Here is a 24,814-nt window from a genome sequence, read left to right as displayed (position 1 = left end):
TGAAAAAAGGATATCACCATGCCTGAAGGCCCGGAGATCCGCCGTGCAGCGGATAACCTGGAGGCGGCGATCAAGGGCAAACTCCTGACGGATGTCTGGTTTGCCTTCCCGCAGTTAAAACCGTATCAATCACAACTTATCGGTCAACACGTTACCCATGTGGAAACGCGAGGTAAGGCGTTGTTAACTCATTTTTCCAACGGGTTAACGCTCTACAGCCATAATCAGCTTTACGGCGTCTGGCGCGTGGTTGATACCGGCGAAGAGCCGCAGACCACGCGAGTATTGCGGGTAAAACTGCAAACGGCTGACAAAACCATTCTACTTTATAGCGCCTCGGATATTGAGATGTTGACTCCGGAACAACTGACCACGCATCCGTTTTTACAACGCGTTGGCCCCGATGTACTCGACCCGAATCTGACGCCGGAAATGGTGAAAGAACGGTTATTGTCGCCGCGCTTTCGTAACCGTCAGTTTGCTGGATTACTGCTCGATCAGGCATTTCTGGCTGGGCTTGGCAATTATTTGCGGGTGGAGATCCTTTGGCAGGTGGGGTTGACCGGAAATCATAAAGCGAAAGATCTCAATGCGGCGCAACTGGATGCACTCGCACACGCGTTACTGGAGATTCCTCGACTTTCTTACGCTACGCGGGGGCAGGTGGATGAGAATAAACATCATGGGGCGCTGTTTCGCTTTAAGGTTTTTCATCGTGATGGCGAACCGTGCGAACGTTGTGGCAGCATCATTGAGAAAACCACGTTGTCCTCGCGCCCGTTTTACTGGTGTCCAGGCTGCCAGCACTAGGCCGACCGCTTCGGCGCATAGGTTGAAATAAACCGCGCAATGGCTGGCCCCGTCAGCAAAATACTGAACAGGCGTAGGGTTTGCATCGCCATAATAAGCGCCATATCGGCATTGCTCCCTGCGGCGATGACCGCCACGGTATCAAGCCCGCCGGGACTGGTGGCGAGGTAGGCAGTCATAAAATCAATATGCATAAACCGGGTCAGCCCCCACGCCATACCCGCACAAATAGCCAGCAGAGCAAAAATCGACAGCAGGATTTGTGGCAGTGGACGCAATGCTCGCAGTAATATTTGTTTATCGAAACCAAGACCAATCCGCCAGCCAATTGCCATATAGGCTATCGCCAGAAGCCATTCCGGTAGTTCGATGGTTATGTACTCACCAGACTGGAGCAGCGCGCCTGCCAGCATCGGGATGAGCATCGTGCCGGAAGGAAGACGTAGCAAGCATCCCGCCGTACCGGCAGCGACCGCGAGCAAAATCGTAAGCAGGAGATTAATGCTCACTGGCGGGAACCAGACGATCTGCTGGTTAACCGCTTCAGCGTTATCGCCCAGCATCATGCGGGTGACCAGAACAGCGGCCCCCGCGACGAACAGCACTCGCAGATATTGCATAAATGCCACCAGGCGAATATCTGCGCCGTAATCTTGCGCCATAGCGACCATTGCCGCCGCGCCGCCAGGAGAAGAACCCCAGGCACCGGTATTTCCAGGCAGTGAGCTATAGCGCACCAATAACCAACCCACGACGGCGCTGGAAAGCAGCGTCACGAGTAAAATGGCTAGCACAATCGGCCAGTTAACGGCTAGCGTGGTGAGAATCGAACCAGTGAGGTTTTGCGCAATCATGCAGCCAAGAATGGCTTGGGCGGCGAGAAAAGCGGATCGGGGAAGTTGCAGAGTAATTCCGCGCATACTAAAGATGATTCCGGCGATCATTGGCCCAAGTAATAGTGCCGCCGGAAGATGTACCGCGAGGAAGCCAATAGAAAGGAGAAGTGAAAGCACACATAACATTCCCCACTGCAAAACTGGCATCCTTCGCTTCCTCATTATTTTCTCTTTGGTGTATCGATACAGCATAAAGAAAGCCGGGCCAGGAAAAAATAACAGCAATCAAGGAAAAGGGGAAAATCAGCAATTTTCTGAAAGAGATGCCCTTTCGATTGCAAAGGGCATCATGGGAAATTAGTTATAGTTAATCTTAAAAAGCACCACGGTATCGAAGGAGCCAGCCTCAATGGGAGTGCCGGGAATAGACGAAAGTTCAGCCGTATAGGTTTTTTCGTAGATCAGCATGTCACTGGTGAAGTCGGCATATTCGCTGTATTTGTTGAAGGTATAGGGCGAGGCGTTTTCATCCAGTAAACGTAGCTTCAGACCATTACCAATCAGCAATGCTTTATCTTCTTCAACCAACGTTTCTTCGGTATAAAACGAGGAGCTGACTTTGAATCCGTCGGTACATTGATCGTTTTGTGATTTTGTCGTTTTAATACCGAATGTTTTTGTCATGTTGTGTCGCCGGATATCCAGTACATTAAATTTACCAAAATCAATGACCTGGTTGGCTGGGGTAATAGAAAAATTGACGCTGCAATCCAATACCCGAATGTTTTCCAGACCGGTAATATGATATTTCAGGTTTTGGGCGGTTGGGTCCTCATTAACGCTTCCTTCGCCATCAAATTGCACCACAATGTAATCGCTGAGCGTGCTTTGATAATCATGCGGCGGTATCTCTCGTATCTTGACGTATAACCGCATGCGAGCGAGAAACGTACGCGACATATGAATATTATTGGGATCACCAGAGCAAATTTTGTTCTGCCATCCCATCGCGATGATCTGCTCAGGGGTATAAATATTAATGTTTTTGCTGTCGATGCACTGGTTAGTGTCGATGCGGCTTTTTCCCTGGTTAGCATCATAATCAACACCATTGTAAGTTACGCCGAGTTGATAATAGCGATCCTGAATTCCCGGGTACGGGTTTACCCAGGCGTAGACATGCTCGCTCTCAAAGTTGCCGTTGGTATTGTTGTCACAATAGACGGGAATTTTAATATCGTCAGACTCCCAGATCTTATCGCCGGGTTTGGCATTCCCTGGTACAGCAAATGGTTGAATAGATTCCGATTTTTCTACCGAACCACCGGATGAACCAAAGTAACAGTTCAGGGCAAGCGCAGATTTTAACGGTAGAAATAACAAACAGATGATGAGCAACAATCCCTTGCCAGCACTCATTTCTTCGCCTCCACCGCCTGTAAACGGCATTGCCCGTTACAGTTGAGCGTTGTCATGCGTAATGCGCCATAATCATCCATATAACCGAGATAAAACTGGCTGCCACTATAATTTCCAGTGGTTGTGCTTACTGTACTAAAAGGCGCAATCATCACAGTTTTGAAGCCCGGGAGAACGCTTTGCTCATTTCGCCCAAGATACGCGATGGTCAGATAATAGCCAGTAGGGTTTTTTAAGCTAAGCTGATTGCCCTGCTGGCTGACCTGTAACTGCAGTTCGACCTTTTCTCCTGCTTTCTTGCGCAATGCAGACGGTCGCCAGAACACCTTGATACGGCTCTGGATGGCGACTTGCAGAACGGCATGGTCGCTGTTTTTTTCCGGGGCGGGAGGAATTTCACGCATATTGTAGAAAAATAGCGTTTCGCGATCGCCCGGTAATTTCGCGGTCGAGGCTTGCTTGACTATTCGCACCTGCGTTGTTGCTTTCGGTTCCAGACGTTGTATCGGTGGCAGGGCGACCAGAAGATCGTCGCTTTTCTCCCCTTTTTCATTTTCGAGCCAGGAATAAGCGAGGTAGGGGAGTTTATCGCTACGATTATCTACTCGCAGACTGGTAGCTTTATCATTAGCGTTAAACACAATGCGAGTGCGGTCGGGTTGTAGTGCAGCGTGGCTACACAGACTGGTAACCAACAACAAAAGGGGAAGTCCTTTCATAAATGTCATTTTCATTTCCTTAATTAATGACAAGGTAAAATCAGGCGATTTGCGGTGTCTTCCATATGTTCAGGAAGATGGATCGAGCAACGCTGACTATCACCCCAGACCACGGTAAGCTTTTGATTTTCATCGACTCCGCTTAACCAGGCGTGTCCTTCCTCGCCAACCATCCCCACGCTAATGCTGCTGCCATCCTGACGGATATCCGCACCGAGGGGAGGGAACTGACCGCTGGCGTTGCGAATGATGACGTTAATGTCTTTACCGGAACGGGATGCCAGTGATTTGTAACCTATTGCGCCTTCAATCCACGTTTCTTTGATGACGTTTTCTGTCACCGTCACGCCGTCGGGTAAGTCGTTCATGTTCACGGCCACGGTGGAAGGTTGATAACTGGAAACCAGCGGTACCACTGCAATGCCAAAATGGTTGGTGTAGTCGAGATTGCCCTGAATCGGAATATCTGCCACGCCATCGGTGCTGACCATCAGGCGTGGTTCATTGGTGGAGCTGCGGCGATGGAAGGCTGCACCATATTGCGTCGCCGTGAAAGAACCACTCCAGCTGCTGCTAACAGAACTGTAGTCATTGGCAGCATAAGTACCAGAAAGATCCCACTCACCCGCTGAACTCAGGTGCTGATAGTTACCGCTCACCTGGACTCCATTGTCCGGACGGTCGGATTGTAGTCCAGCAGACATCCCCCAGCTATTTCGTTCATCCAGCGTATCGTTCCACGACATGCGGTGTGTGGTGATGTGGCTACTGTTTTGCATGTCATAACCGACCCGACCACCGTTACCGAAGGGAAGCGAAATCGACAGGTAAATCTGGTTGTCGCGATCTTTATCTTCGTAATGGGTTGTATTGAATGACGTCGAGATCGAGATATCTCTCCAGTTACCAATATCAACATTAAAACCCGCCGTGATGTTGGCGGTCGTGGAGGCGTCTGCATTCCACCAGGTTTGATGCAGCAGGTTGGCGTACAGATTGAGGTTCAGTGGGGTAATCGGTTGCCCCACGGATAAGCTGATCGTCTGTTTTTCGTCCTGCGCATCGTTGTCGTTGTATTTGTGATCCAGATAGTTGGCGTAGCTGTGAAAATGACGATCTGAGAAGCGATAAGCGGCGAGCGAAATCGTGCTGTTAGTGGCATCCACTTGTTTGCTGTAATTAAAGCGGTAACTTAAGCCCCGCTCGTCCTGCTGAGTATCAAACTGACTACTGGCCCAGGTGACATCAAACGACAATGCACCAAGCCAGAGCATATTTTGCCCGATACCCATTGCGGCAGAATGGTAGTCGTCACCCGAAATCAGCAGGCCGCCGTACAGCGAGGTATTTGACAGCATCCCCCAGGAAACTTCATTGCTAAAAAAGGTTTCATTTTCAGTTTGATGAGACATAGATGTTCGCGGCTGACCGGCAGCAAGTTTATAGCGAACCTGCCCCTGGCGCGTAAGGAAAGGCGTCGATGCTGCCGAAACCTGGAAATTGTTCACCCGACCATCTTCTTCCGTCACTTTGACATCCAGCGTCCCCTGGACGGACTGATTCAGATCATCAATGATAAACGGGCCTGGCGGGACTTTTTTCTGGTAAATAACTCGCCCTGAGTGACTCACGGTGACGGTGGCATTGGTTTGTGCAATACCGCTAATTTGTGGAGCGTAGCCGCGCAGTTCCCACGGTAACATCCGGTCGTCACTCGCCAGTGCCGCGCCGGTATAAGAAAAACCGTCGAAAATATTGGAACTAAAATCCGTTTCGCCGAGGGTTAATTTTGAACCTAATTGCGGTAGCGGGCGAAAAAGATAGGTACGTGATATTTCGCCTGACTGCTCATGGTTATCATTGCCATCATTTTGATTCAACTGATAGTCACTGCGTAAGCGCCATGCCCCCGCGTTAATTCCGGCTGTTCCGTAGGCGTTAAGATTAGTGCTGCTGCTGCCATCCTGTGGGCGGTAGCTGCTGGCAAACAAGTTGTAATCCATCAGGACACCGGGGACACCTTCTTTCCATGTGGAGGGTGGAGTCCAGTTATCTGACTGCCACGCTAGCCAGGCCTGTGGGATGGTGATATTCAGTTGCTGACTGGCCTGATCAAAATTGAAGAGCATTTCTGGTCGGGTGCTAAAATCGACGCACTGATTAATCAGGGGTAACGACTGACGGACTTCGGGTTTTAAGCCAAACTTATCGACCAATAAATCATTGATGCACGGAATGGTAGTGTCACCCTTTTTTTGCCAGTTAATTTTTTGCCCATTACTGATTTGGTTATTATTTACCGCAACGCTGACAAAATATTCACCGGGAGCAATGACACCTTTTTCCTTTAATAATGAAATATCAATGCGCTCACGCATCGATTTGTCGAGGACATTCAGGTTGAATTCAACCGCCATGGCGGAAGGCATCGCCATGACCAGGCAGGATACAAAAGAGAGTCGATAAATATTCACGGTGTCCATACCAGATAAATATTTTAAGAAAGGCGGCAGTGATGCCGCCCAATAACGCTTATTTATAATCCAGTACGTAGGTTGCATTCGCTGTAACAGCCCCTGCCGTTACTGGTGTCGCTTGATCAATTTGTTCCATCCAGGCAAAGAAGTTCAGTGTTTGTTCACTGGACGTTGGTGCGAGGTCGATATCCGGAGAAGCAGTGCCTAAAATGATATTGCTTTGATCCTTATTCATTAAACGCACGCCGACACCGGTGGCTTCGCCAGTGCTGGTATTGTTGAGTATCGGATCTGCGCCAGTGGTTTTCGCTGAGCTATCGAAGGTGACCGCGACTTTAGAAATCTTGCCACCGGAACCGTTATTAGAGTTTTCCAGGTCGCAGTTGATTAAACGCAGGTCGACAGCAACCGCATCGCTGTGATGAGACTGATTAATGTGGCTGGTGGTCACCTGACCTAGCTCAATTTCTTTATCAATATCATCATGATGTATTTCACATGGTGCTTCTATAACCTCACCTTTAAAGTGAATTTCACCAGAACCTTCATCAGCTGCATAAACCGGTGCAGTGAATAACAGAGATACGGCCAATGCGGCCAATGTTTTTTGTCCTTTAAACATAACTGAGTCCTTTACAGAAATAGAAAAAGTATAGCGATATCAGAATATCTTATTTGATTGTCGAATGTTTTTAGTTTTACTTAAAAATATTATTAATTATATTAAATGCAAGGTTAACTAATTGATGTGATGAATTAATATTTTAATGAATGTTATCGGGGGAATGAGAGAGATATACCTCATTTTCATGAGGTTATAAATGTAACTAAAAGCAGATACCTTAATTAAAACTTATTATTTTGCCGATAAAATGAACAATTCTATTATTTTGCAATATTAATGTCAGCCGGTTAATTAATTTTATTTTTACATTTTTTTGTGTTCAGGTAGATAAAAATTAACCCGCCTTTTAAAGGCGGGTTAACAGAATTTACTGCTTAGGAATCAGCAGTTAACGTTTGATGTCGCTTTTAAAATCGCGTTTTTCATAGCCGGTATACAGCTGACGTGGACGGGCAATCTTCATGCCGTCACTGTGCATTTCGCTCCAGTGGGCGATCCAGCCAACTGTACGTGCCATAGCGAATATGACGGTGAACATGGAAGACGGAATACCCATCGCTTTCAGGATGATACCAGAGTAGAAATCGACGTTAGGGTACAGTTTCTTCTCGATAAAGTACGGGTCGTTCAGCGCGATATTTTCCAGCTCCATAGCCACTTCCAGCAGGTCATCCTTCGTGCCCAGCTCTTTCAGGACTTCGTGGCAGGTTTCACGCATGACGGTGGCGCGTGGGTCGTAGTTTTTGTACACACGGTGACCGAAGCCCATCAGACGGAAAGAGTCATTCTTGTCTTTCGCACGACGAACAAATTCCGGAATGTGTTTAACGGAGCTGATTTCTTCCAGCATTTTCAGCGCTGCTTCGTTAGCACCACCGTGCGCAGGTCCCCACAGTGAAGCAATACCTGCTGCGATACAGGCAAACGGGTTCGCCCCCGAAGAGCCAGCGGTACGCACGGTGGAGGTAGAGGCGTTCTGTTCATGGTCAGCGTGCAGGATCAGAATACGGTCCATAGCACGTTCCAGAATCGGATTAACTTCATACGGTTCGCACGGCGTGGAGAACATCATATTCAGGAAGTTACCGGCATAGGAGAGATCGTTGCGCGGGTAAACGAATGGCTGACCAATGGAATACTTGTAACACATCGCGGCCATGGTCGGCATTTTTGACAGCAGGCGGAACGCGGCAATTTCACGATGACGAGGATTGTTAACATCCAGCGAGTCGTGATAGAACGCCGCCAGCGCGCCGGTAATACCACACATGACTGCCATTGGATGCGAGTCGCGACGGAAAGCATGGAACAGACGGGTAATCTGCTCGTGGATCATGGTATGACGGGTCACCGTTGTTTTAAATTCGTCATACTGTTCCTGAGTTGGTTTTTCACCATTCAGCAGGATGTAACAAACTTCCAGGTAGTTAGAATCGGTCGCCAGCTGATCGATCGGGAAACCGCGGTGCAGCAAAATACCTTCATCACCATCAATAAAAGTAATTTTAGATTCGCAGGATGCGGTTGAAGTGAAGCCTGGGTCAAAGGTGAACACACCTTTTGAACCGAGAGTACGGATATCAATAACGTCTTGACCCAGCGTGCCTTTCAGCACATCCAGTTCAACAGCTGTGTCCCCGTTGAGGGTGAGTTTTGCTTTTGTATCAGCCATTTAAGGTCTCCTTAGCGCCTTATTGCGTAAGACTGCCGGAACTTAAATTTGCCTTCGCACATCAACCTGGCTTTACCCGTTTGTTATTTGGCTCGCCGCTCTGCGGAAGAGGGGAAAACCTGGGTACAGAGCTCTGGGCGCTTGCAGGTAAAGGATCCATTGATGACGAATAAATGGCGAATCAAGTACTTAGCAATCCGAATTATTAAACTTGTCTACCACTAATAACTGTCCCGAATGAATTGGTCAATACTTCCACACTGTTACATAAGTTAATCTTAGGTGAAATACTGACTTCATAACTTTTACGCATTATATGCTTTTCCTAGTGATGTTTGTAACAACTTTGTTGAATGATTGTCAAATTAGATGATTAAAAATTAAATAAATGTTGTTATCGTGACCCAGATCACTGTTCGGGATAAAACCCGACAAACTATATGTAGGTTAATTGTAATGATTTTGTGAACAGCCTATACTGCCGCCAGGTCTCCGGAACACCCTGCAATCCCGAGCCACCCAGCGTTGTAACGTGTCGTTTTCGCATCTGGAAGCAGTGTTTTGCATGACGCGCAGTTATAGAAAGGACGCTGTCTGACCCGCAAGCAGACCGGAGGAAGGAAATCCCGACGTCTCCAGGTAACAGAAAGTTAACCTCTGTGCCCGTAGTCCCCAGGGAATAATAAGAACAGCATGTGGGCGTTATTCATGATAAGAAATGTGAAAAAACAAAGACCTGTTAATCTGGACCTACAGACCATCCGGTTCCCCGTCACGGCGATAGCGTCCATTCTCCATCGCGTTTCCGGTGTGATCACCTTTGTTGCAGTGGGCATCCTGCTGTGGCTTCTGGGTACCAGCCTCTCTTCCCCTGAAGGTTTCGAGCAAGCTTCCGCGATTATGGGCAGCTTCTTCGTCAAATTTATCATGTGGGGCATCCTTACCGCTCTGGCATATCACGTCATCGTAGGTATTCGCCACATGATGATGGATTTTGGCTATCTGGAAGAAACATTCGAAGCGGGTAAACGCTCCGCCAAAATCTCCTTTGTTATTACTGTCGTGCTTTCACTTCTTGCAGGAGTCCTCGTATGGTAAGCAACGCCTCCGCATTAGGACGCAATGGCGTACATGATTTCATCCTCGTTCGCGCTACCGCTATCGTCCTGACGCTTTACATCATTTATATGGTCGGTTTTTTCGCTACCAGTGGCGAGCTGACATATGAAGTCTGGATTGGTTTCTTCGCCTCTGCGTTCACCAAAGTGTTCACCCTGCTGGCGCTGTTTTCTATCTTGATCCATGCCTGGATCGGCATGTGGCAGGTGTTGACCGACTACGTTAAACCACTGGCCTTGCGCCTGATGCTGCAACTGGTGATTGTCGTTGCACTGGTGGTTTACGTGATTTATGGATTCGTTGTGGTGTGGGGTGTGTGATGAAATTGCCAGTCAGAGAATTTGATGCAGTTGTGATTGGTGCCGGTGGCGCAGGTATGCGCGCGGCGCTGCAAATTTCCCAGAGCGGCCAAACCTGTGCGCTGCTCTCCAAAGTCTTCCCGACCCGTTCCCATACCGTTTCTGCGCAAGGCGGCATTACCGTTGCGCTGGGTAATACCCATGAAGATAACTGGGAATGGCATATGTACGACACCGTAAAAGGGTCGGACTATATCGGTGACCAGGACGCGATTGAATATATGTGTAAAACCGGGCCGGAAGCGATTCTGGAACTGGAACACATGGGGCTACCGTTCTCGCGTCTTGATGATGGTCGTATCTATCAACGTCCGTTTGGCGGCCAGTCGAAAAACTTCGGTGGCGAGCAAGCGGCACGTACTGCGGCGGCAGCTGACCGTACCGGTCACGCACTGTTGCACACGCTTTATCAGCAAAACCTGAAAAACCACACCACCATTTTCTCCGAGTGGTATGCGCTGGATCTGGTGAAGAACCAGGATGGCGCGGTAGTTGGTTGTACCGCACTGTGCATCGAAACCGGTGAAGTGGTTTACTTCAAAGCCCGTGCGACTGTGCTGGCAACCGGCGGGGCAGGGCGTATTTATCAGTCCACCACCAACGCCCACATTAACACCGGCGACGGCGTCGGTATGGCTATCCGTGCAGGTGTACCTGTGCAGGATATGGAAATGTGGCAGTTCCACCCGACCGGTATAGCAGGTGCGGGCGTACTGGTCACCGAAGGTTGCCGTGGTGAAGGCGGTTATCTGCTGAACAAACATGGCGAACGCTTTATGGAGCGTTATGCGCCGAACGCCAAAGACCTGGCGGGCCGTGACGTGGTGGCGCGTTCCATCATGATCGAAATCCGTGAAGGTCGCGGCTGTGATGGTCCGTGGGGGCCACATGCAAAACTGAAACTCGACCACCTGGGTAAAGAAGTTCTCGAATCCCGTCTGCCGGGTATCCTTGAACTCTCCCGTACCTTCGCACACGTCGATCCGGTGAAAGAGCCGATTCCGGTTATCCCAACCTGTCACTACATGATGGGCGGTATTCCGACCAAAGTGACCGGTCAGGCGCTGACGGTGAACGAGAAAGGCGAAGATGTGGTTGTTCCGGGGCTGTTCGCGGTAGGTGAAATTGCTTGTGTATCGGTACACGGCGCTAACCGTCTGGGCGGTAACTCGCTGCTGGACCTGGTGGTCTTTGGTCGCGCAGCGGGTCTGCATCTGCAAGAGTCTATTGCCGAGCAGGGCGCACTGCGCGATGCCAGCGAGTCTGATGTAGAAGCGTCTCTGGAGCGTCTGAATCGCTGGAACAACAACCGTAACGGTGAAGATCCGGTGGCGATCCGTAAAGCACTGCAAGAATGTATGCAGCATAACTTCTCGGTCTTCCGTGAAGGTGATGCGATGGCAAAAGGGCTTGAGCAGTTGAAAGTGATCCGTGAGCGTTTGAAAAATGCCCGTCTGGATGACACTTCCAGCGAGTTCAACACCCAGCGCGTTGAATGCCTGGAACTGGATAACCTGATGGAAACGGCGTATGCAACGGCTGTTTCTGCCAACTTCCGTACCGAAAGCCGTGGCGCGCATAGCCGCTTCGACTTCCCGGATCGTGATGATGAAAACTGGCTGTGCCACTCCCTGTATCTGCCAGAGTCGGAATCCATGACGCGCCGAAGCGTCAACATGGAACCGAAACTGCGCCCGGCATTCCCGCCGAAGATTCGTACTTACTAATGCGGAGACAGGAAAATGAGACTCGAGTTTTCAATTTATCGCTATAACCCGGATGTTGATGATGCTCCGCGTATGCAGGATTACACCCTGGAAGCGGAAGAAGGTCGCGACATGATGCTGCTGGATGCGCTTATCCAGTTGAAAGAGAAAGATCCCAGCCTGTCGTTCCGTCGTTCCTGCCGTGAAGGTGTGTGCGGTTCCGACGGTCTGAACATGAATGGCAAGAATGGTCTGGCCTGTATTACCCCGATTTCGGCACTCAACCAGCCGGGCAAGAAGATTGTGATTCGCCCGCTGCCAGGTTTACCGGTGATCCGCGATTTGGTGGTAGACATGGGACAATTCTATGCGCAATATGAGAAAATTAAGCCTTACCTGTTGAATAATGGACAAAATCCGCCAGCTCGCGAGCATTTACAGATGCCAGAGCAGCGCGAAAAAATCGACGGGCTGTATGAATGTATTCTCTGCGCATGTTGTTCAACCTCTTGTCCGTCTTTCTGGTGGAATCCCGATAAGTTTATCGGCCCGGCAGGCTTGTTAGCGGCATATCGTTTCCTGATCGATAGCCGTGATACCGAGACTGACAGCCGCCTCGACGGTTTGAGCGATGCATTCAGCGTATTCCGCTGTCACAGCATCATGAACTGCGTCAGTGTATGTCCGAAGGGGCTGAACCCGACGCGCGCCATCGGCCATATCAAGTCGATGTTGTTGCAGCGTAATGCATAAATTCCAGGCCTGATAAGACGCGCAAGCGTCGCATCAGGCAACCAGGGCCGGATGCGGCGTGAATGCGTTATCCGGCCTACAAAAGAAATGCAGAAACGTAGGCCTGATAAGACGCGCAAGCGTCGCATCAGGCAACCAGTGCCGGATGCGGCGTGAACGCCTTATCCGGCCTACAAAAGAAATGCAGAAACGTAGGCCTGATAAGACGCGCAAGCGTCGCATCAGGCAACCAGGGCCGGATGCGGCGTGAATGCCTTATCCGGCCTACAAAAGAAATGCAGGAAATCTTTAAAAACTGCCCCTGACACTAAGACAGTTTTTAAAGGTTCCTTCGCGAGCCACTACGTAGACAAGAGCTCGCAAGTGAACCCCGGCACGCACATCACTGTGCGTGGTAGTATCCACGGCGAAGTAAGCATAAAAAAGATGCTTAAGGGATCACGATGCAGAACAGCGCTTTGAAAGCCTGGTTGGACTCTTCTTACCTCTCTGGCGCAAACCAGAGCTGGATAGAACAGCTCTATGAAGACTTCTTAACCGATCCTGACTCGGTTGACGCTAACTGGCGTTCGACGTTCCAGCAGTTACCTGGTACGGGAGTCAAACCGGATCAATTCCACTCTCAAACGCGTGAATATTTCCGCCGCCTGGCGAAAGACGCTTCACGTTACTCTTCAACGATCTCCGACCCTGACACCAATGTGAAGCAGGTTAAAGTCCTGCAGCTCATTAACGCATACCGCTTCCGCGGTCACCAGCATGCGAATCTCGATCCGCTGGGACTGTGGCAGCAAGATAAAGTGGCCGATCTGGATCCGTCTTTCCACGATCTGACCGAAGCAGACTTCCAGGAGACCTTCAACGTCGGTTCATTTGCCAGCGGCAAAGAAACCATGAAACTCGGCGAGCTGCTGGAAGCCCTCAAGCAAACCTACTGCGGCCCGATTGGTGCCGAGTACATGCACATTACCAGCACCGAAGAAAAACGCTGGATCCAACAGCGTATTGAGTCTGGTCGCGCGACTTTCAATAGCGAAGAGAAAAAACGCTTCTTAAGCGAACTGACCGCCGCTGAAGGCCTTGAACGTTACCTCGGCGCAAAATTCCCTGGCGCAAAACGCTTCTCGCTGGAAGGCGGTGACGCGTTAATCCCGATGCTTAAAGAGATGATCCGCCATGCTGGCAATAGCGGCACCCGTGAAGTGGTTCTTGGGATGGCGCACCGTGGTCGTCTGAACGTGCTGGTTAACGTGCTGGGTAAAAAACCGCAAGACTTGTTCGACGAGTTTGCCGGTAAACATAAAGAACACCTCGGCACGGGCGACGTGAAATACCACATGGGCTTCTCGTCTGACTTCCAGACCGATGGCGGCCTGGTTCACCTGGCGCTGGCGTTTAACCCGTCTCACCTTGAGATTGTAAGCCCGGTAGTTATCGGTTCTGTTCGTGCCCGTCTGGACAGACTCGATGAGCCGAGCAGCAACAAAGTGCTGCCAATCACCATCCACGGTGACGCCGCAGTGACCGGGCAGGGCGTGGTTCAGGAAACCCTGAACATGTCGAAAGCGCGTGGTTATGAAGTTGGCGGTACGGTACGTATCGTTATCAACAACCAGGTTGGCTTCACCACCTCTAACCCGCTGGATGCCCGTTCTACGCCGTACTGTACTGATATCGGCAAGATGGTACAGGCACCGATTTTCCACGTTAATGCGGATGATCCGGAAGCCGTTGCCTTTGTGACCCGTCTGGCGCTCGATTTCCGTAACACCTTTAAACGTGATGTCTTCATCGACCTGGTGTGCTACCGCCGTCACGGCCACAACGAAGCCGACGAGCCGAGTGCAACTCAGCCGCTGATGTATCAGAAAATCAAAAAACATCCGACGCCGCGCAAAATCTACGCTGACAAGCTGGAGCAGGAAAAAGTCGCGACGCTGGAAGATGCCACCGAGATGGTTAACCTGTACCGCGATGCGCTGGATGCTGGCGATTGCGTGGTAGCAGAGTGGCGTCCGATGAACATGCACTCTTTCACTTGGTCGCCGTACCTCAACCACGAATGGGACGAAGAGTACCCGAACAAAGTTGAGATGAAGCGCCTGCAGGAACTGGCGAAACGTATCAGTACGGTGCCGGAAGCGGTTGAAATGCAGTCTCGCGTTGCCAAGATTTATGGCGATCGCCAGGCAATGGCTGCCGGTGAGAAACTGTTCGACTGGGGCGGCGCGGAAAACCTCGCTTACGCCACGCTGGTTGATGAAGGCATTCCGGTCCGCCTGTCGGGTGAAGACTCCGGTCGCGGTACCTTCTTCCATCGTCATGCGGTGATCCACAACCAGTCCAACGGTTCCACTTACACGCCGCTGCAACATATCCATAATGGTCAGGGCGCGTTCCGCGTCTGGGACTCCGTACTGTCTGAAGAAGCAGTGCTGGCGTTTGAATACGGTTATGCCACCGCAGAGCCGCGCACGCTGACCATCTGGGAAGCGCAGTTTGGTGACTTTGCCAACGGTGCGCAGGTGGTTATCGACCAGTTCATCTCCTCTGGCGAACAAAAATGGGGCCGGATGTGTGGTCTGGTAATGCTGCTGCCGCACGGGTATGAAGGGCAGGGGCCGGAGCACTCCTCCGCGCGTCTGGAACGTTATCTGCAACTTTGTGCTGAACAAAACATGCAGGTGTGCGTACCGTCTACCCCGGCACAGGTTTACCACATGCTGCGTCGTCAGGCGCTGCGCGGGATGCGTCGTCCGCTGGTGGTGATGTCGCCGAAATCCCTGCTGCGTCATCCGCTGGCGGTTTCCAGCCTCGAAGAACTGGCGAACGGTACCTTCCTGCCAGCCATCGGTGAAATCGACGAGCTTGATCCGAAGGGCGTGAAGCGCGTAGTGATGTGTTCTGGTAAGGTTTATTACGATCTGCTGGAACAACGCCGTAAGAACAATCAACACGATGTCGCCATCGTGCGTATCGAGCAACTCTATCCGTTCCCGCATAAAGCGATGCAGGAAGTGTTGCAGCAGTTTGCTCACGTCAAGGATTTTGTCTGGTGCCAGGAAGAGCCGCTCAACCAGGGCGCATGGTACTGCAGCCAGCATCATTTCCGTGAAGTGATTCCGTTTGGGGCTTCTCTGCGTTATGCAGGCCGCCCGGCCTCCGCCTCTCCGGCGGTAGGGTATATGTCCGTTCACCAGAAACAGCAACAAGATCTGGTTAATGACGCGCTGAACGTCGAATAAATAAAGGATACACAATGAGTAGCGTAGATATTCTGGTCCCTGACCTGCCTGAATCCGTAGCCGATGCCACCGTCGCAACCTGGCATAAAAAACCCGGCGACGCAGTCGTACGTGATGAAGTGCTGGTAGAAATCGAAACTGACAAAGTGGTACTGGAAGTACCGGCATCAGCAGACGGCATTCTGGATGCGGTTCTGGAAGATGAAGGTACAACCGTAACGTCTCGTCAGATCCTTGGTCGCCTGCGTGAAGGCAACAGCGCCGGTAAAGAAACCAGCGCCAAATCTGAAGAGAAAGCGTCAACTCCGGCACAACGCCAACAGGCGTCTCTGGAAGAGCAAAACAACGATGCGTTAAGCCCGGCGATCCGTCGCCTATTGGCTGAACACAATCTTGATGCCAGCGCCATTAAAGGCACCGGTGTAGGTGGTCGTCTGACCCGTGAAGATGTGGAAAAACATCTGGCGAAAGCCCCGGCGAAAGAGTCTGCACCGGCAGCAGCTGCTACGGCGGCGCAACCGGCTCTGGCTGCACGTAGCGAAAAACGTGTTCCGATGACTCGCCTGCGTAAGCGTGTGGCAGAGCGTCTGCTGGAAGCGAAAAACTCTACTGCCATGCTGACCACGTTCAACGAAGTCAACATGAAGCCGATTATGGATCTGCGTAAGCAGTATGGTGAAGCGTTTGAAAAACGTCACGGCATCCGTCTGGGCTTTATGTCCTTCTACGTGAAAGCGGTGGTTGAAGCCCTGAAACGTTACCCGGAAGTGAATGCTTCTATCGACGGCGATGATGTGGTTTACCACAACTATTTCGACGTCAGCATGGCGGTATCTACGCCGCGCGGCCTGGTGACGCCGGTTCTGCGTGATGTCGATACCCTCGGCATGGCAGACATCGAGAAGAAAATTAAAGAGCTGGCAGTTAAAGGCCGTGACGGCAAGCTGACGGTTGAAGATCTGACCGGTGGTAACTTCACCATCACCAACGGTGGTGTGTTCGGTTCCCTGATGTCTACGCCTATCATCAACCCGCCGCAGAGCGCAATTCTGGGTATGCACGCTATCAAAGATCGTCCGATGGCAGTGAATGGTCAGGTTGAGATCCTGCCGATGATGTACCTGGCGCTGTCCTACGATCACCGTCTGATCGATGGTCGCGAGTCCGTGGGCTTCCTGGTAACGATCAAAGAGTTGCTGGAAGATCCGACGCGTCTGCTGCTGGACGTGTAGTAGTTTAAGTTTCACCTGCACTGTAGACCGGATGAGGCATTATCGCTTTCTCCGGCAATTGAAGCCTGATGCGACGCTGACGCGTCTTATCAGGCCTACGGGGACCATCAATGTAGGTCGGCTAAGGCGCTCGCGCCGCATCCGACAAGCGATGCCTGATGCGACGCTTAACGCGTCTTATCAGGCCTACGGGTGACCGACAATACCCGGAAGCGATACGAAATATTCGGTCTACGGTTTAAAAGATAACGATTACTGAAGGATGGACAGAACACATGAACTTACATGAATATCAGGCAAAACAACTGTTTGCCCGCTATGGCTTACCAGCACCGGTGGGTTATGCCTGTACTACTCCACGCGAAGCAGAAGAAGCAGCTTCAAAAATCGGTGCCGGTCCGTGGGTAGTGAAATGTCAGGTTCACGCTGGTGGCCGCGGTAAAGCGGGCGGTGTGAAAGTTGTAAACAGCAAAGAAGACATCCGTGCTTTTGCAGAAAACTGGCTGGGCAAGCGTCTGGTAACGTATCAAACAGATGCTAATGGCCAACCGGTTAACCAGATTCTGGTTGAAGCAGCGACCGATATCGCTAAAGAGCTGTATCTTGGTGCCGTTGTAGACCGTAGTTCCCGTCGCGTGGTCTTTATGGCCTCCACCGAAGGCGGCGTGGAAATCGAAAAAGTGGCGGAAGAAACTCCGCACCTGATCCACAAAGTTGCGCTTGATCCGCTGACTGGCCCGATGCCGTATCAGGGGCGTGAGCTGGCGTTCAAACTGGGCCTGGAAGGTAAACTGGTTCAACAGTTCACCAAAATTTTCATGGGGCTGGCGACCATTTTCCTTGAGCGCGACCTTGCTCTTATCGAAATCAACCCGCTGGTCATCACCAAACAGGGCGATCTGATTTGCCTCGACGGCAAACTGGGCGCTGACGGCAACGCACTGTTCCGCCAGCCTGATCTGCGCGAAATGCGTGACCAGTCGCAGGAAGATCCGCGTGAAGCACAGGCTGCACAGTGGGAACTGAACTACGTTGCGCTGGACGGTAACATCGGTTGTATGGTTAACGGCGCAGGTCTGGCGATGGGTACCATGGACATCGTTAAACTGCACGGTGGCGAACCAGCTAACTTCCTGGACGTTGGCGGTGGCGCAACCAAAGAACGTGTAACCGAAGCGTTCAAAATCATCCTCTCTGACGACAAAGTGAAAGCCGTTCTGGTTAACATCTTCGGTGGTATCGTTCGTTGCGACCTGATCGCTGACGGTATCATCGGCGCGGTAGCGGAAGTGGGTGTTAACGTACCGGTCGTGGTACGTCTGGAAGGTAACAACGCCGAACTCGGCGCGAAGAAACTGGCTGACAGCGGCCTGAATATTATTGCAGCAAAAGGTCTGACGGATGCAGCTCAGCAGGTTGTTGCCGCAGTGGAGGGGAAATAATGTCCATTTTAATTGATAAAAACACCAAGGTTATCTGCCAGGGCTTTACTGGTAGCCAGGGGACTTTCCACTCTGAACAGGCCATTGCATACGGCACTAAAATGGTTGGCGGCGTAACCCCTGGTAAAGGCGGTACTACCCACCTCGGTCTGCCGGTGTTCAACACTGTGCGTGAAGCCGTTGCTGCCACCGGCGCTACCGCTTCTGTTATCTACGTACCAGCACCGTTCTGCAAAGACTCCATTCTGGAAGCTATCGATGCAGGCATCAAACTGATTATCACCATCACTGAAGGCATCCCGACGCTGGATATGCTGACCGTGAAAGTGAAACTGGATGAAGCAGGCGTTCGTATGATCGGCCCGAACTGCCCGGGCGTTATCACTCCGGGTGAATGTAAAATCGGCATCCAGCCGGGTCACATTCACAAACCGGGTAAAGTGGGTATCGTTTCCCGTTCCGGTACACTGACCTATGAAGCGGTTAAACAGACCACGGATTACGGTTTCGGTCAGTCGACCTGTGTCGGTATCGGCGGCGACCCGATCCCTGGTTCTAACTTTATCGACATCCTCGAAATGTTCGAAAAAGATCCGCAGACCGAAGCGATCGTGATGATCGGTGAGATCGGCGGTAGCGCTGAAGAAGAAGCGGCTGCGTACATCAAAGAGCACGTTACCAAGCCAGTTGTAGGTTACATCGCTGGTGTGACTGCGCCGAAAGGCAAACGTATGGGCCACGCGGGTGCCATCATTGCCGGTGGGAAAGGGACTGCGGATGAGAAATTCGCTGCTCTGGAAGCCGCAGGCGTGAAAACCGTTCGCAGCCTGGCGGATATCGGTGAAGCACTGAAAACTGTTCTGAAATAAATATCTGTAATAAGAAATAGCCCTCGCCGCTTCCCTCTACAGGAATGGCGAAGGGCTGTCGGTTTCGACATGGTTGGCCATCGTATGATGGCCTTTTTTATGCTTTAAACGTTAACCACGGTCGAAATCTGACCGCTGGCTGAATTAATCCGGCTTCTTGTTGAGCTTCGATAACCGGACCAATATCTTTATAAGCCGCTGGCGCTTCTTCAAGACGTCGTTCTTCGCGCAATGTGACGCATTGCCACGGCAACGTTGACTCTTCAGTCGCGCGTGAGCGCATGGCCTGCCGACGCTGGCTGCGTCCTGCTCCGTGACTGCAAGACCACAGCCACTCCGGGTTGCCGCAACCAACCGCAAGCCAGGAATAATCACCCATGGAACCGGGTATTAACGCCAGATCGCCCGCGCGTGCCGGTGTTGCACCTTTGCGATGAATATTCATTTCATGCTCGCGAAGGATGATGTTATGTGGCACATCCACCACCAGATGCGAATTGTCCTGATGAAAGAGATTGGCAAGACATACGCGCACCATTTCGGCAATTGTCACGCGATTTAACCACGCATAACGCGCCGCCATTCCTATCGCTTGTAGATATTCCTCCGCCAGTCCGCCTGCCAGACCATATAACCCGCTTTGTGGATGTTTATGTCCGGTGGGCCATTCAGCACGGGCGCGATCCATCCAGCGTCTTCCGACGTAAAAGCCAACATCTCGCGATCCACTGTGGATCATCACCACAATATCGCCTGTTTTCAGCCCTTGTTGCCAGGCTACATGGCGATCAACCACGCTATCAACGACCTGAAGTTCAATAAAATGATTACCTGAACCCGACGTACCCAGACAAGGATCGCGGAGTAATGGGCGGTCCGTTACCAGCAGGGCGGGTGGGGCATAACGCGAATGACTGTTATGCTCGTTAAGCCCAATGCAGCGGTCAATCTCTTGCGTCATCCGGGGGATATTTGTACGTGTCCAGAGACCTGCTGATGGCAAGGCTGACATGCACTCTGCCGGTCCGCCATCAAAAAGCGCGGTGAACGCCTGTGCGGATAACGGAACATCGCGCTCATTTTGCAGTAGCACTTGCGTTAACCGCTGAGTGATGATGTCTTTATGCGCTTCGGCTTGCTCAAGTGTTAATCCGGTCGTAAGCAGCCGCATGCCACAAGAAATATCGGTGCCGATGGCGGCGGGAATGACTAAATCCGGCGTTGAGGCCACCACCGCGCCAACGGGGACGCCATTGCCGGGATGAAAATCTGGCGTCGCACAGGTCTGGCGTACGTAACCTGGATGGCCTGGTATCTTCACTTCTGCAAAATCAAGCAGTTGTGTCACTGCTTTTTCTTCCAGCGGCAGTTCGTCCGGCAGCAGTACGCGGGCACTGGCTCCTGATGGACGACATAATGAAACAATATTGTTGGCGCGGGAAAGTTGGATCCCTTTGCGCAGAAAGGCTTTATCAAGCCTTGAAAGATGATGCATAACGCTGTCCTGAAATATAGACGTTAATCAACCCCCTGTATTGCGAGGGTAATTTTGTCTTTCCGGTCAGCAGCCAGCAAAAGGGAAAGAAAACGCGCGTAGTGTATGCAGCAATGACGATCAATACAAGATAAAAAAGACTATTAACAAACGGGGGGGTTATAAAAGGGGTAAGTTATCGACGCCAGATTGTAAAATATGAAAAATGATAATTTCCAGTGGATATATTTTAAGATTTATTTTTACGCCTATTTTTACGTCGGGTAACTATCCATTGTTGCCGTTTTTTAATTATCAAATTGGGATGAAAACAAATGGATTATTAATGATATTAAAACATGTCTTTATGACGAATAATGAAGATCTTATTTTAAATATCATTGTGTTATGCGCACTGTGTGGTGTCGGAATACCTGTTGTTACGCTAATGTCTGGTCGTTATTAACGCATTTCTCAAATAATTAAATTACTGACATCTTGCAATCTCATCATATTCATATGTTCAAATTAGAAAATATTTTGCCAACAATATCACTTTTTCGACAAGTTAAATTAAGCATATTGAATTCGCATACAACGCGTTGGTGGTTTTGAATTTATATTCATAGTGAGTATACCACGACAAACAATATTCACTAAATGAATTAATAATACAAAATGATAAACGGGAATTATAGAAACCGTTTCTATATTCATTCGTTCGTTTTTTCTGACCGATTACAGCGTTTAATTTTATCAAGTAACAGGAGAAGATTCATGAGTAAGCCTTCAGACCCGCGTATTGATACCAGCCGTGTAATCCATGCGCCACACGGTACGCAGCTGCACTGCAAAAACTGGCAAATTGAAGCAGCCTACCGGATGTTGCAGAACAACCTTGATCCCGACGTTGCCGAAAATCCACAGCATCTGGTGGTGTATGGTGGTATTGGTCGTGCGGCACGTAACTGGGAGTGTTTTGACAAGATCCTTGAATCACTGAAAAATCTGGAAGCTGATGAGTCACTGCTGGTTCAGTCCGGTAAACCCGTAGGCGTGTTTAAAACGCATACCGATGCGCCGCGCGTATTGATTGCCAACTCTAACCTGGTACCGCAATGGGCCAACTGGGATCATTTCAATGAACTGGATCGTAAAGGTCTGTTCATGTACGGCCAGATGACCGCTGGCTCGTGGATCTACATCGGTAGTCAGGGCATTGTGCAGGGAACGTTCGAAACCTTTGTTGAAGCGGGTCGTCAGCACTACAACAATTCGCTGAGTGGAAAATGGATCCTGACCGCGGGGCTCGGTGGTATGGGTGGCGCACAACCGCTGGCGGCGACTCTGGCGGGGGCGTGCTCATTAAATATCGAGTGCCAGCAAAGTAGCATCGACTTCCGACTGCGTACCCGTTATGTCGATAAACAAGCGAAAGATCTTGATGATGCACTGGCGCTGATTAAATACCATACCGAGCGCAAAGACGCTGTTTCAATCGCGCTGTTGGGCAATGCGGCGGAAATTGTTCCTGAGCTGGTGAAACGTGCGCATCAGGGGGCGATTAAGCCGGATCTGGTAACCGACCAGACTTCCGCTCACGATCTGGTTTATGGCTACCTACCGATGGGCTGGAGCGTAGAACAATGGCGCGCTGCACAGCAGGATCCACAGCAACACGCCAGATTGCAAAAAGAAGCGGCACAGAGCTGCGTCGCACATGTACAGGGGATGCTGGACTTCCAGGCGATGGGGATCCCGGTTGTCGATTATGGCAACAACATCCGCCAGGTGGCCTTCAACGAAGGTCTGCAAAATGCCTTTGATTTCCCAGGCTTTGTTCCGGCTTATATTCGTCCAATGTTTTGTGAAGGCAAAGGTCCATTCCGTTGGGTGGCGCTGTCTGGCGACCCGGAAGATATCTATAAAACCGATGCCAAAATTAAAGAGTTGTTCCCCAATAACGTACTGACGCATCGCTGGCTGGATATGGCGCGCGAGCGCATTGCCTTCCAGGGACTTCCTTCACGTATTTGCTGGCTGGGGCTTGGTGAGCGTCACCTGGTGGGGCTGGCATTCAACGAAATGGTGCGCAACGGTGAACTAAAAGCACCGATTGTGATTGGGCGCGATCATCTTGATACCGGTTCTGTCGCCAGCCCGAACCGCGAAACCGAAAGCATGCTTGATGGCAGTGATGCGGTTTCTGACTGGCCGTTGCTCAACGGTTTGCTCAACACTGCAGGGGGAGCAACGTGGGTATCCCTGCATCATGGCGGCGGCGTCGGGATGGGGTATTCACAACACGCCGGGATGGTTATTGTTGCCGATGGTAGCGAAGAAGCCGAAAAACGTCTGGCGCGTGTGCTGGTGAATGACTGTGCGTCCGGGGTTATGCGTCATGCGGATGCGGGTTATGAAGCGGCAATTGAATGTGCCAAAAACTATGGTCTGAAATTACCGATGATTCGCTAAATATTAACGCCGTCATTTAATATTTGCGCTAATACAGGCGGAGAATAATTCGCCTGTATAACAATAATTATCAAAAAATATTTTTACATCGTCGAGAGAAATATCTCCCGACCCTCTATTGCTGTTTCAAAAAATGACCTCTCATTTTGCAGGAGACTTTTTCATGGAATCAAGCAGCCCTATCCGCAGTAAAAAGCCAGTATTAGAATCAAATACGATTAACGCCGTTCCTGAGTCTGCTCGCCACGGCGCGCCATCTAGTCAGTTTACTTTATGGCTAAGTGCTAACTTACAAATTACCGCAGTGGTGGACGGCGCGTTAGCGATTATTTTTGGCTCCGAAGCTATGTCAGCAATAATTGGTTTATTAATCGGTAATATTATTGGTGGTGCAGTAATGGCATTGCACTCGTCGCAGGGGGCAAAGCTGGGATTACCCCAGATGATCTCCAGTCGTATCCGCTTTGGCGTTAAAGGAGCGGCGCTACCGTTACTGATGGTGATTATTATGTACCTTGGATTTGCCGCGACGGGTACAGTATTATCCGGTCAGGCGATTAACCGGATATTTGGTTTCGAATCGGCATCGACCGGAATTATTATTTTCGGCATGCTGACCGCGATGATCGCATTGGTCGGTTATAAACTAATTCACGTCGTTGGCCGTGTTGCAGGGATATTAAGTATTCTGGGGTTTATTTACCTGGCCACTCAACTTAGCGGTCACTACGATGTGGCTGCGGCATTTGGTCAAAAGCCATTTAGTCTGTCGGTCTTTTTATTAACGATTGCTCTCTCTGCCGGATGGCAATTAACGTTTGCCCCTTACGCCTCTGATTATTCCCGCTATTTACCCTCTGATACGCCAGCAAAATCAATCTTCTTTGCCACCTTTCTGGGAACCACGCTTGGTGCGCAATGTGCCATGACGTTTGGCGTACTTGTTGCGGCCTGTGGTGCTAACTTCCTGAAGGATCAGGTTGGTTTTATGGGCGAGTTAGCCGGACCCACCTTCGCCATTCTGATTTATATGGTGATTGTTTGCGGCAAACTGACGGTGAACTGTTTGAATGCCTACGGTGGCTTTATGTCGATTCTGGCGACCGTCAGCGCCTTTAATGATCGCAGTCAGGTTTCACAGCGTGTTCGTGCTGCCTACGTTGTAGGGTTCGTGCTGTTGTCGATGGTCGTCGCGCTGGCGGCAAGCGCAGATTTTTTGAATAATTTCAAAAACTTCGTTCTGCTACTGTTGACGGTATTTGTTCCGTGGAGTGCCATTAATCTCATCGATTATTACTTCATCTCACAAGGTAAAACCGATATTCCAGCGCTTTATACCCCGGAAGGGCGTTATGGCGCGTATAACAAAACCGCTTTGACGTGCTATGGCGTAGGCGTGTTGGTGCAGATCCCCTTCCTGAATCAAAAACTGTATCAGGGACCCATTTCTGTCCTGATGGATGGGGCGGATATCTCCTGGATTGTCGGCTTGTTAATTACCGCCGTTATCTATTACCCGTGGGCCAAACGCACCACCTGCGTTCCTGCTTATACGATTTATCCCGAGTCTTAATATGGAACC

The 24,814-nt window shown here is 50.6% G+C and carries 19 protein-coding genes; 11 read left to right on the top strand and 8 right to left on the bottom strand.

Annotation, left to right across the window (positions count from 1 at the left end; translation table 11 throughout):
• Positions 1-18 precede the first annotated feature (18 nt).
• Positions 19-810, top strand: a complete 792-nt coding sequence (nei, locus tag ATB02_RS19985; RefSeq protein WP_105272143.1) for an endonuclease VIII — start codon at positions 19-21, stop codon at positions 808-810.
• Here nei and ATB02_RS19980 read toward each other — a convergent pair.
• The 7 genes from ATB02_RS19980 to ATB02_RS26215 all read right to left on the bottom strand — a co-directional run bounded on the left by ATB02_RS19980 (position 807) and on the right by ATB02_RS26215 (position 8,871).
• On the bottom strand, positions 807-1,853 hold the full coding sequence (locus ATB02_RS19980; RefSeq protein ID WP_088541578.1) for an AbrB family transcriptional regulator: 1,047 nt from the start codon (positions 1,851-1,853) through the stop codon (positions 807-809). The genes nei and ATB02_RS19980 overlap by 4 nt on opposite strands.
• Positions 1,854-2,003: 150 nt before the next feature.
• A complete protein-coding gene (locus ATB02_RS19975; RefSeq protein ID WP_088541579.1) occupies positions 2,004-3,065 on the bottom strand; it encodes a fimbrial protein in 1,062 nt (353 codons plus the stop codon).
• The gene (locus ATB02_RS19970) at positions 3,062-3,793 is read right to left on the bottom strand and encodes a fimbrial biogenesis chaperone (protein ID WP_000143540.1); all 732 of its coding nucleotides are present in this window, start codon (positions 3,791-3,793) and stop codon (positions 3,062-3,064) included. The genes ATB02_RS19975 and ATB02_RS19970 overlap by 4 nt, the downstream gene beginning before the upstream one ends.
• A gap of 14 nt (positions 3,794-3,807) precedes the next feature.
• Positions 3,808-6,267, bottom strand: coding sequence for a fimbria/pilus outer membrane usher protein (locus ATB02_RS19965; protein WP_198600590.1), 2,460 nt, complete (start codon positions 6,265-6,267; stop codon positions 3,808-3,810).
• A gap of 49 nt (positions 6,268-6,316) precedes the next feature.
• A complete protein-coding gene (locus ATB02_RS19960; RefSeq protein ID WP_000472411.1) occupies positions 6,317-6,883 on the bottom strand; it encodes a fimbrial protein in 567 nt (188 codons plus the stop codon).
• A 391-nt stretch (positions 6,884-7,274) separates the two neighbouring features.
• Positions 7,275-8,558 (bottom strand): citrate synthase, encoded by a 1,284-nt coding sequence (gltA, locus tag ATB02_RS19955; RefSeq protein ID WP_000785834.1) that lies wholly within the window; start codon positions 8,556-8,558, stop codon positions 7,275-7,277.
• A 205-nt stretch (positions 8,559-8,763) separates the two neighbouring features.
• Complete coding sequence (locus ATB02_RS26215) at positions 8,764-8,871, bottom strand: hypothetical protein (RefSeq protein ID WP_123057340.1); 108 nt, start codon at positions 8,869-8,871, stop codon at positions 8,764-8,766.
• A 380-nt stretch (positions 8,872-9,251) separates the two neighbouring features.
• Here ATB02_RS26215 and sdhC point away from each other — a divergent pair, with 380 nt between their 5' ends.
• The 8 genes from sdhC (at position 9,252) to sucD (ending at position 19,283) form a co-directional block, all read left to right on the top strand.
• On the top strand, positions 9,252-9,656 hold the full coding sequence (sdhC, locus tag ATB02_RS19940) for a succinate dehydrogenase cytochrome b556 subunit (protein WP_198600589.1): 405 nt from the start codon (positions 9,252-9,254) through the stop codon (positions 9,654-9,656).
• The gene (sdhD, locus tag ATB02_RS19935) at positions 9,650-9,997 is read left to right on the top strand and encodes a succinate dehydrogenase membrane anchor subunit (RefSeq protein WP_000254365.1); all 348 of its coding nucleotides are present in this window, start codon (positions 9,650-9,652) and stop codon (positions 9,995-9,997) included. Before sdhC ends, sdhD begins: the two co-directional genes overlap by 7 nt.
• Entirely contained in the window at positions 9,997-11,763 is a 1,767-nt protein-coding gene (sdhA, locus tag ATB02_RS19930; protein ID WP_000775547.1) for a succinate dehydrogenase flavoprotein subunit, read from the top strand. Before sdhD ends, sdhA begins: the two co-directional genes overlap by 1 nt.
• A 15-nt stretch (positions 11,764-11,778) precedes the next feature.
• Positions 11,779-12,495 carry a succinate dehydrogenase iron-sulfur subunit SdhB gene (gene sdhB, locus ATB02_RS19925; protein WP_001235259.1) on the top strand — a complete coding sequence of 239 codons (717 nt, stop codon included), beginning with the start codon at positions 11,779-11,781 and terminating at the stop codon, positions 12,493-12,495.
• A gap of 443 nt (positions 12,496-12,938) precedes the next feature.
• Positions 12,939-15,740 (top strand): 2-oxoglutarate dehydrogenase E1 component, encoded by a 2,802-nt coding sequence (gene sucA, locus ATB02_RS19920; RefSeq protein WP_001181473.1) that lies wholly within the window; start codon positions 12,939-12,941, stop codon positions 15,738-15,740.
• A 14-nt stretch (positions 15,741-15,754) separates the two neighbouring features.
• On the top strand, positions 15,755-16,972 hold the full coding sequence (odhB, locus tag ATB02_RS19915) for a 2-oxoglutarate dehydrogenase complex dihydrolipoyllysine-residue succinyltransferase (protein WP_000099832.1): 1,218 nt from the start codon (positions 15,755-15,757) through the stop codon (positions 16,970-16,972).
• 275 nt (positions 16,973-17,247) lie between these two features.
• The gene (gene sucC / locus ATB02_RS19910; RefSeq protein ID WP_001048602.1) at positions 17,248-18,414 is read left to right on the top strand and encodes an ADP-forming succinate--CoA ligase subunit beta; all 1,167 of its coding nucleotides are present in this window, start codon (positions 17,248-17,250) and stop codon (positions 18,412-18,414) included.
• A complete protein-coding gene (gene sucD, locus ATB02_RS19905; RefSeq protein ID WP_000025458.1) occupies positions 18,414-19,283 on the top strand; it encodes a succinate--CoA ligase subunit alpha in 870 nt (289 codons plus the stop codon). Before sucC ends, sucD begins: the two co-directional genes overlap by 1 nt.
• A 97-nt stretch (positions 19,284-19,380) precedes the next feature.
• On the opposite strand, the gene ATB02_RS19900 is transcribed toward sucD, so the two are convergent.
• On the bottom strand, positions 19,381-20,778 hold the full coding sequence (locus ATB02_RS19900; RefSeq protein WP_105272142.1) for an RtcB family protein: 1,398 nt from the start codon (positions 20,776-20,778) through the stop codon (positions 19,381-19,383).
• Between the two features lie 756 nt (positions 20,779-21,534).
• Between ATB02_RS19900 and hutU the strand changes: the two genes are divergently transcribed.
• Positions 21,535-23,232: a urocanate hydratase gene (gene hutU, locus ATB02_RS19890; RefSeq protein WP_105272140.1), complete on the top strand. Its 1,698-nt coding sequence runs from the start codon at positions 21,535-21,537 to the stop codon at positions 23,230-23,232.
• A 163-nt stretch (positions 23,233-23,395) separates the two neighbouring features.
• Positions 23,396-24,805: a cytosine permease gene (locus ATB02_RS19885; protein WP_088541583.1), complete on the top strand. Its 1,410-nt coding sequence runs from the start codon at positions 23,396-23,398 to the stop codon at positions 24,803-24,805.
• Positions 24,806-24,814: the final 9 nt, after the last annotated feature.

Origin of the sequence: Escherichia sp. MOD1-EC5189 (genome assembly GCF_002966045.1) — a bacterium.
Classification (GTDB): Bacteria; Pseudomonadota; Gammaproteobacteria; order Enterobacterales; family Enterobacteriaceae; genus Escherichia; species Escherichia coli_F.
The sequence above is the reverse complement of the archived record's forward strand: the minus strand, read 5'-3'. Positions and strand labels throughout refer to the sequence as shown.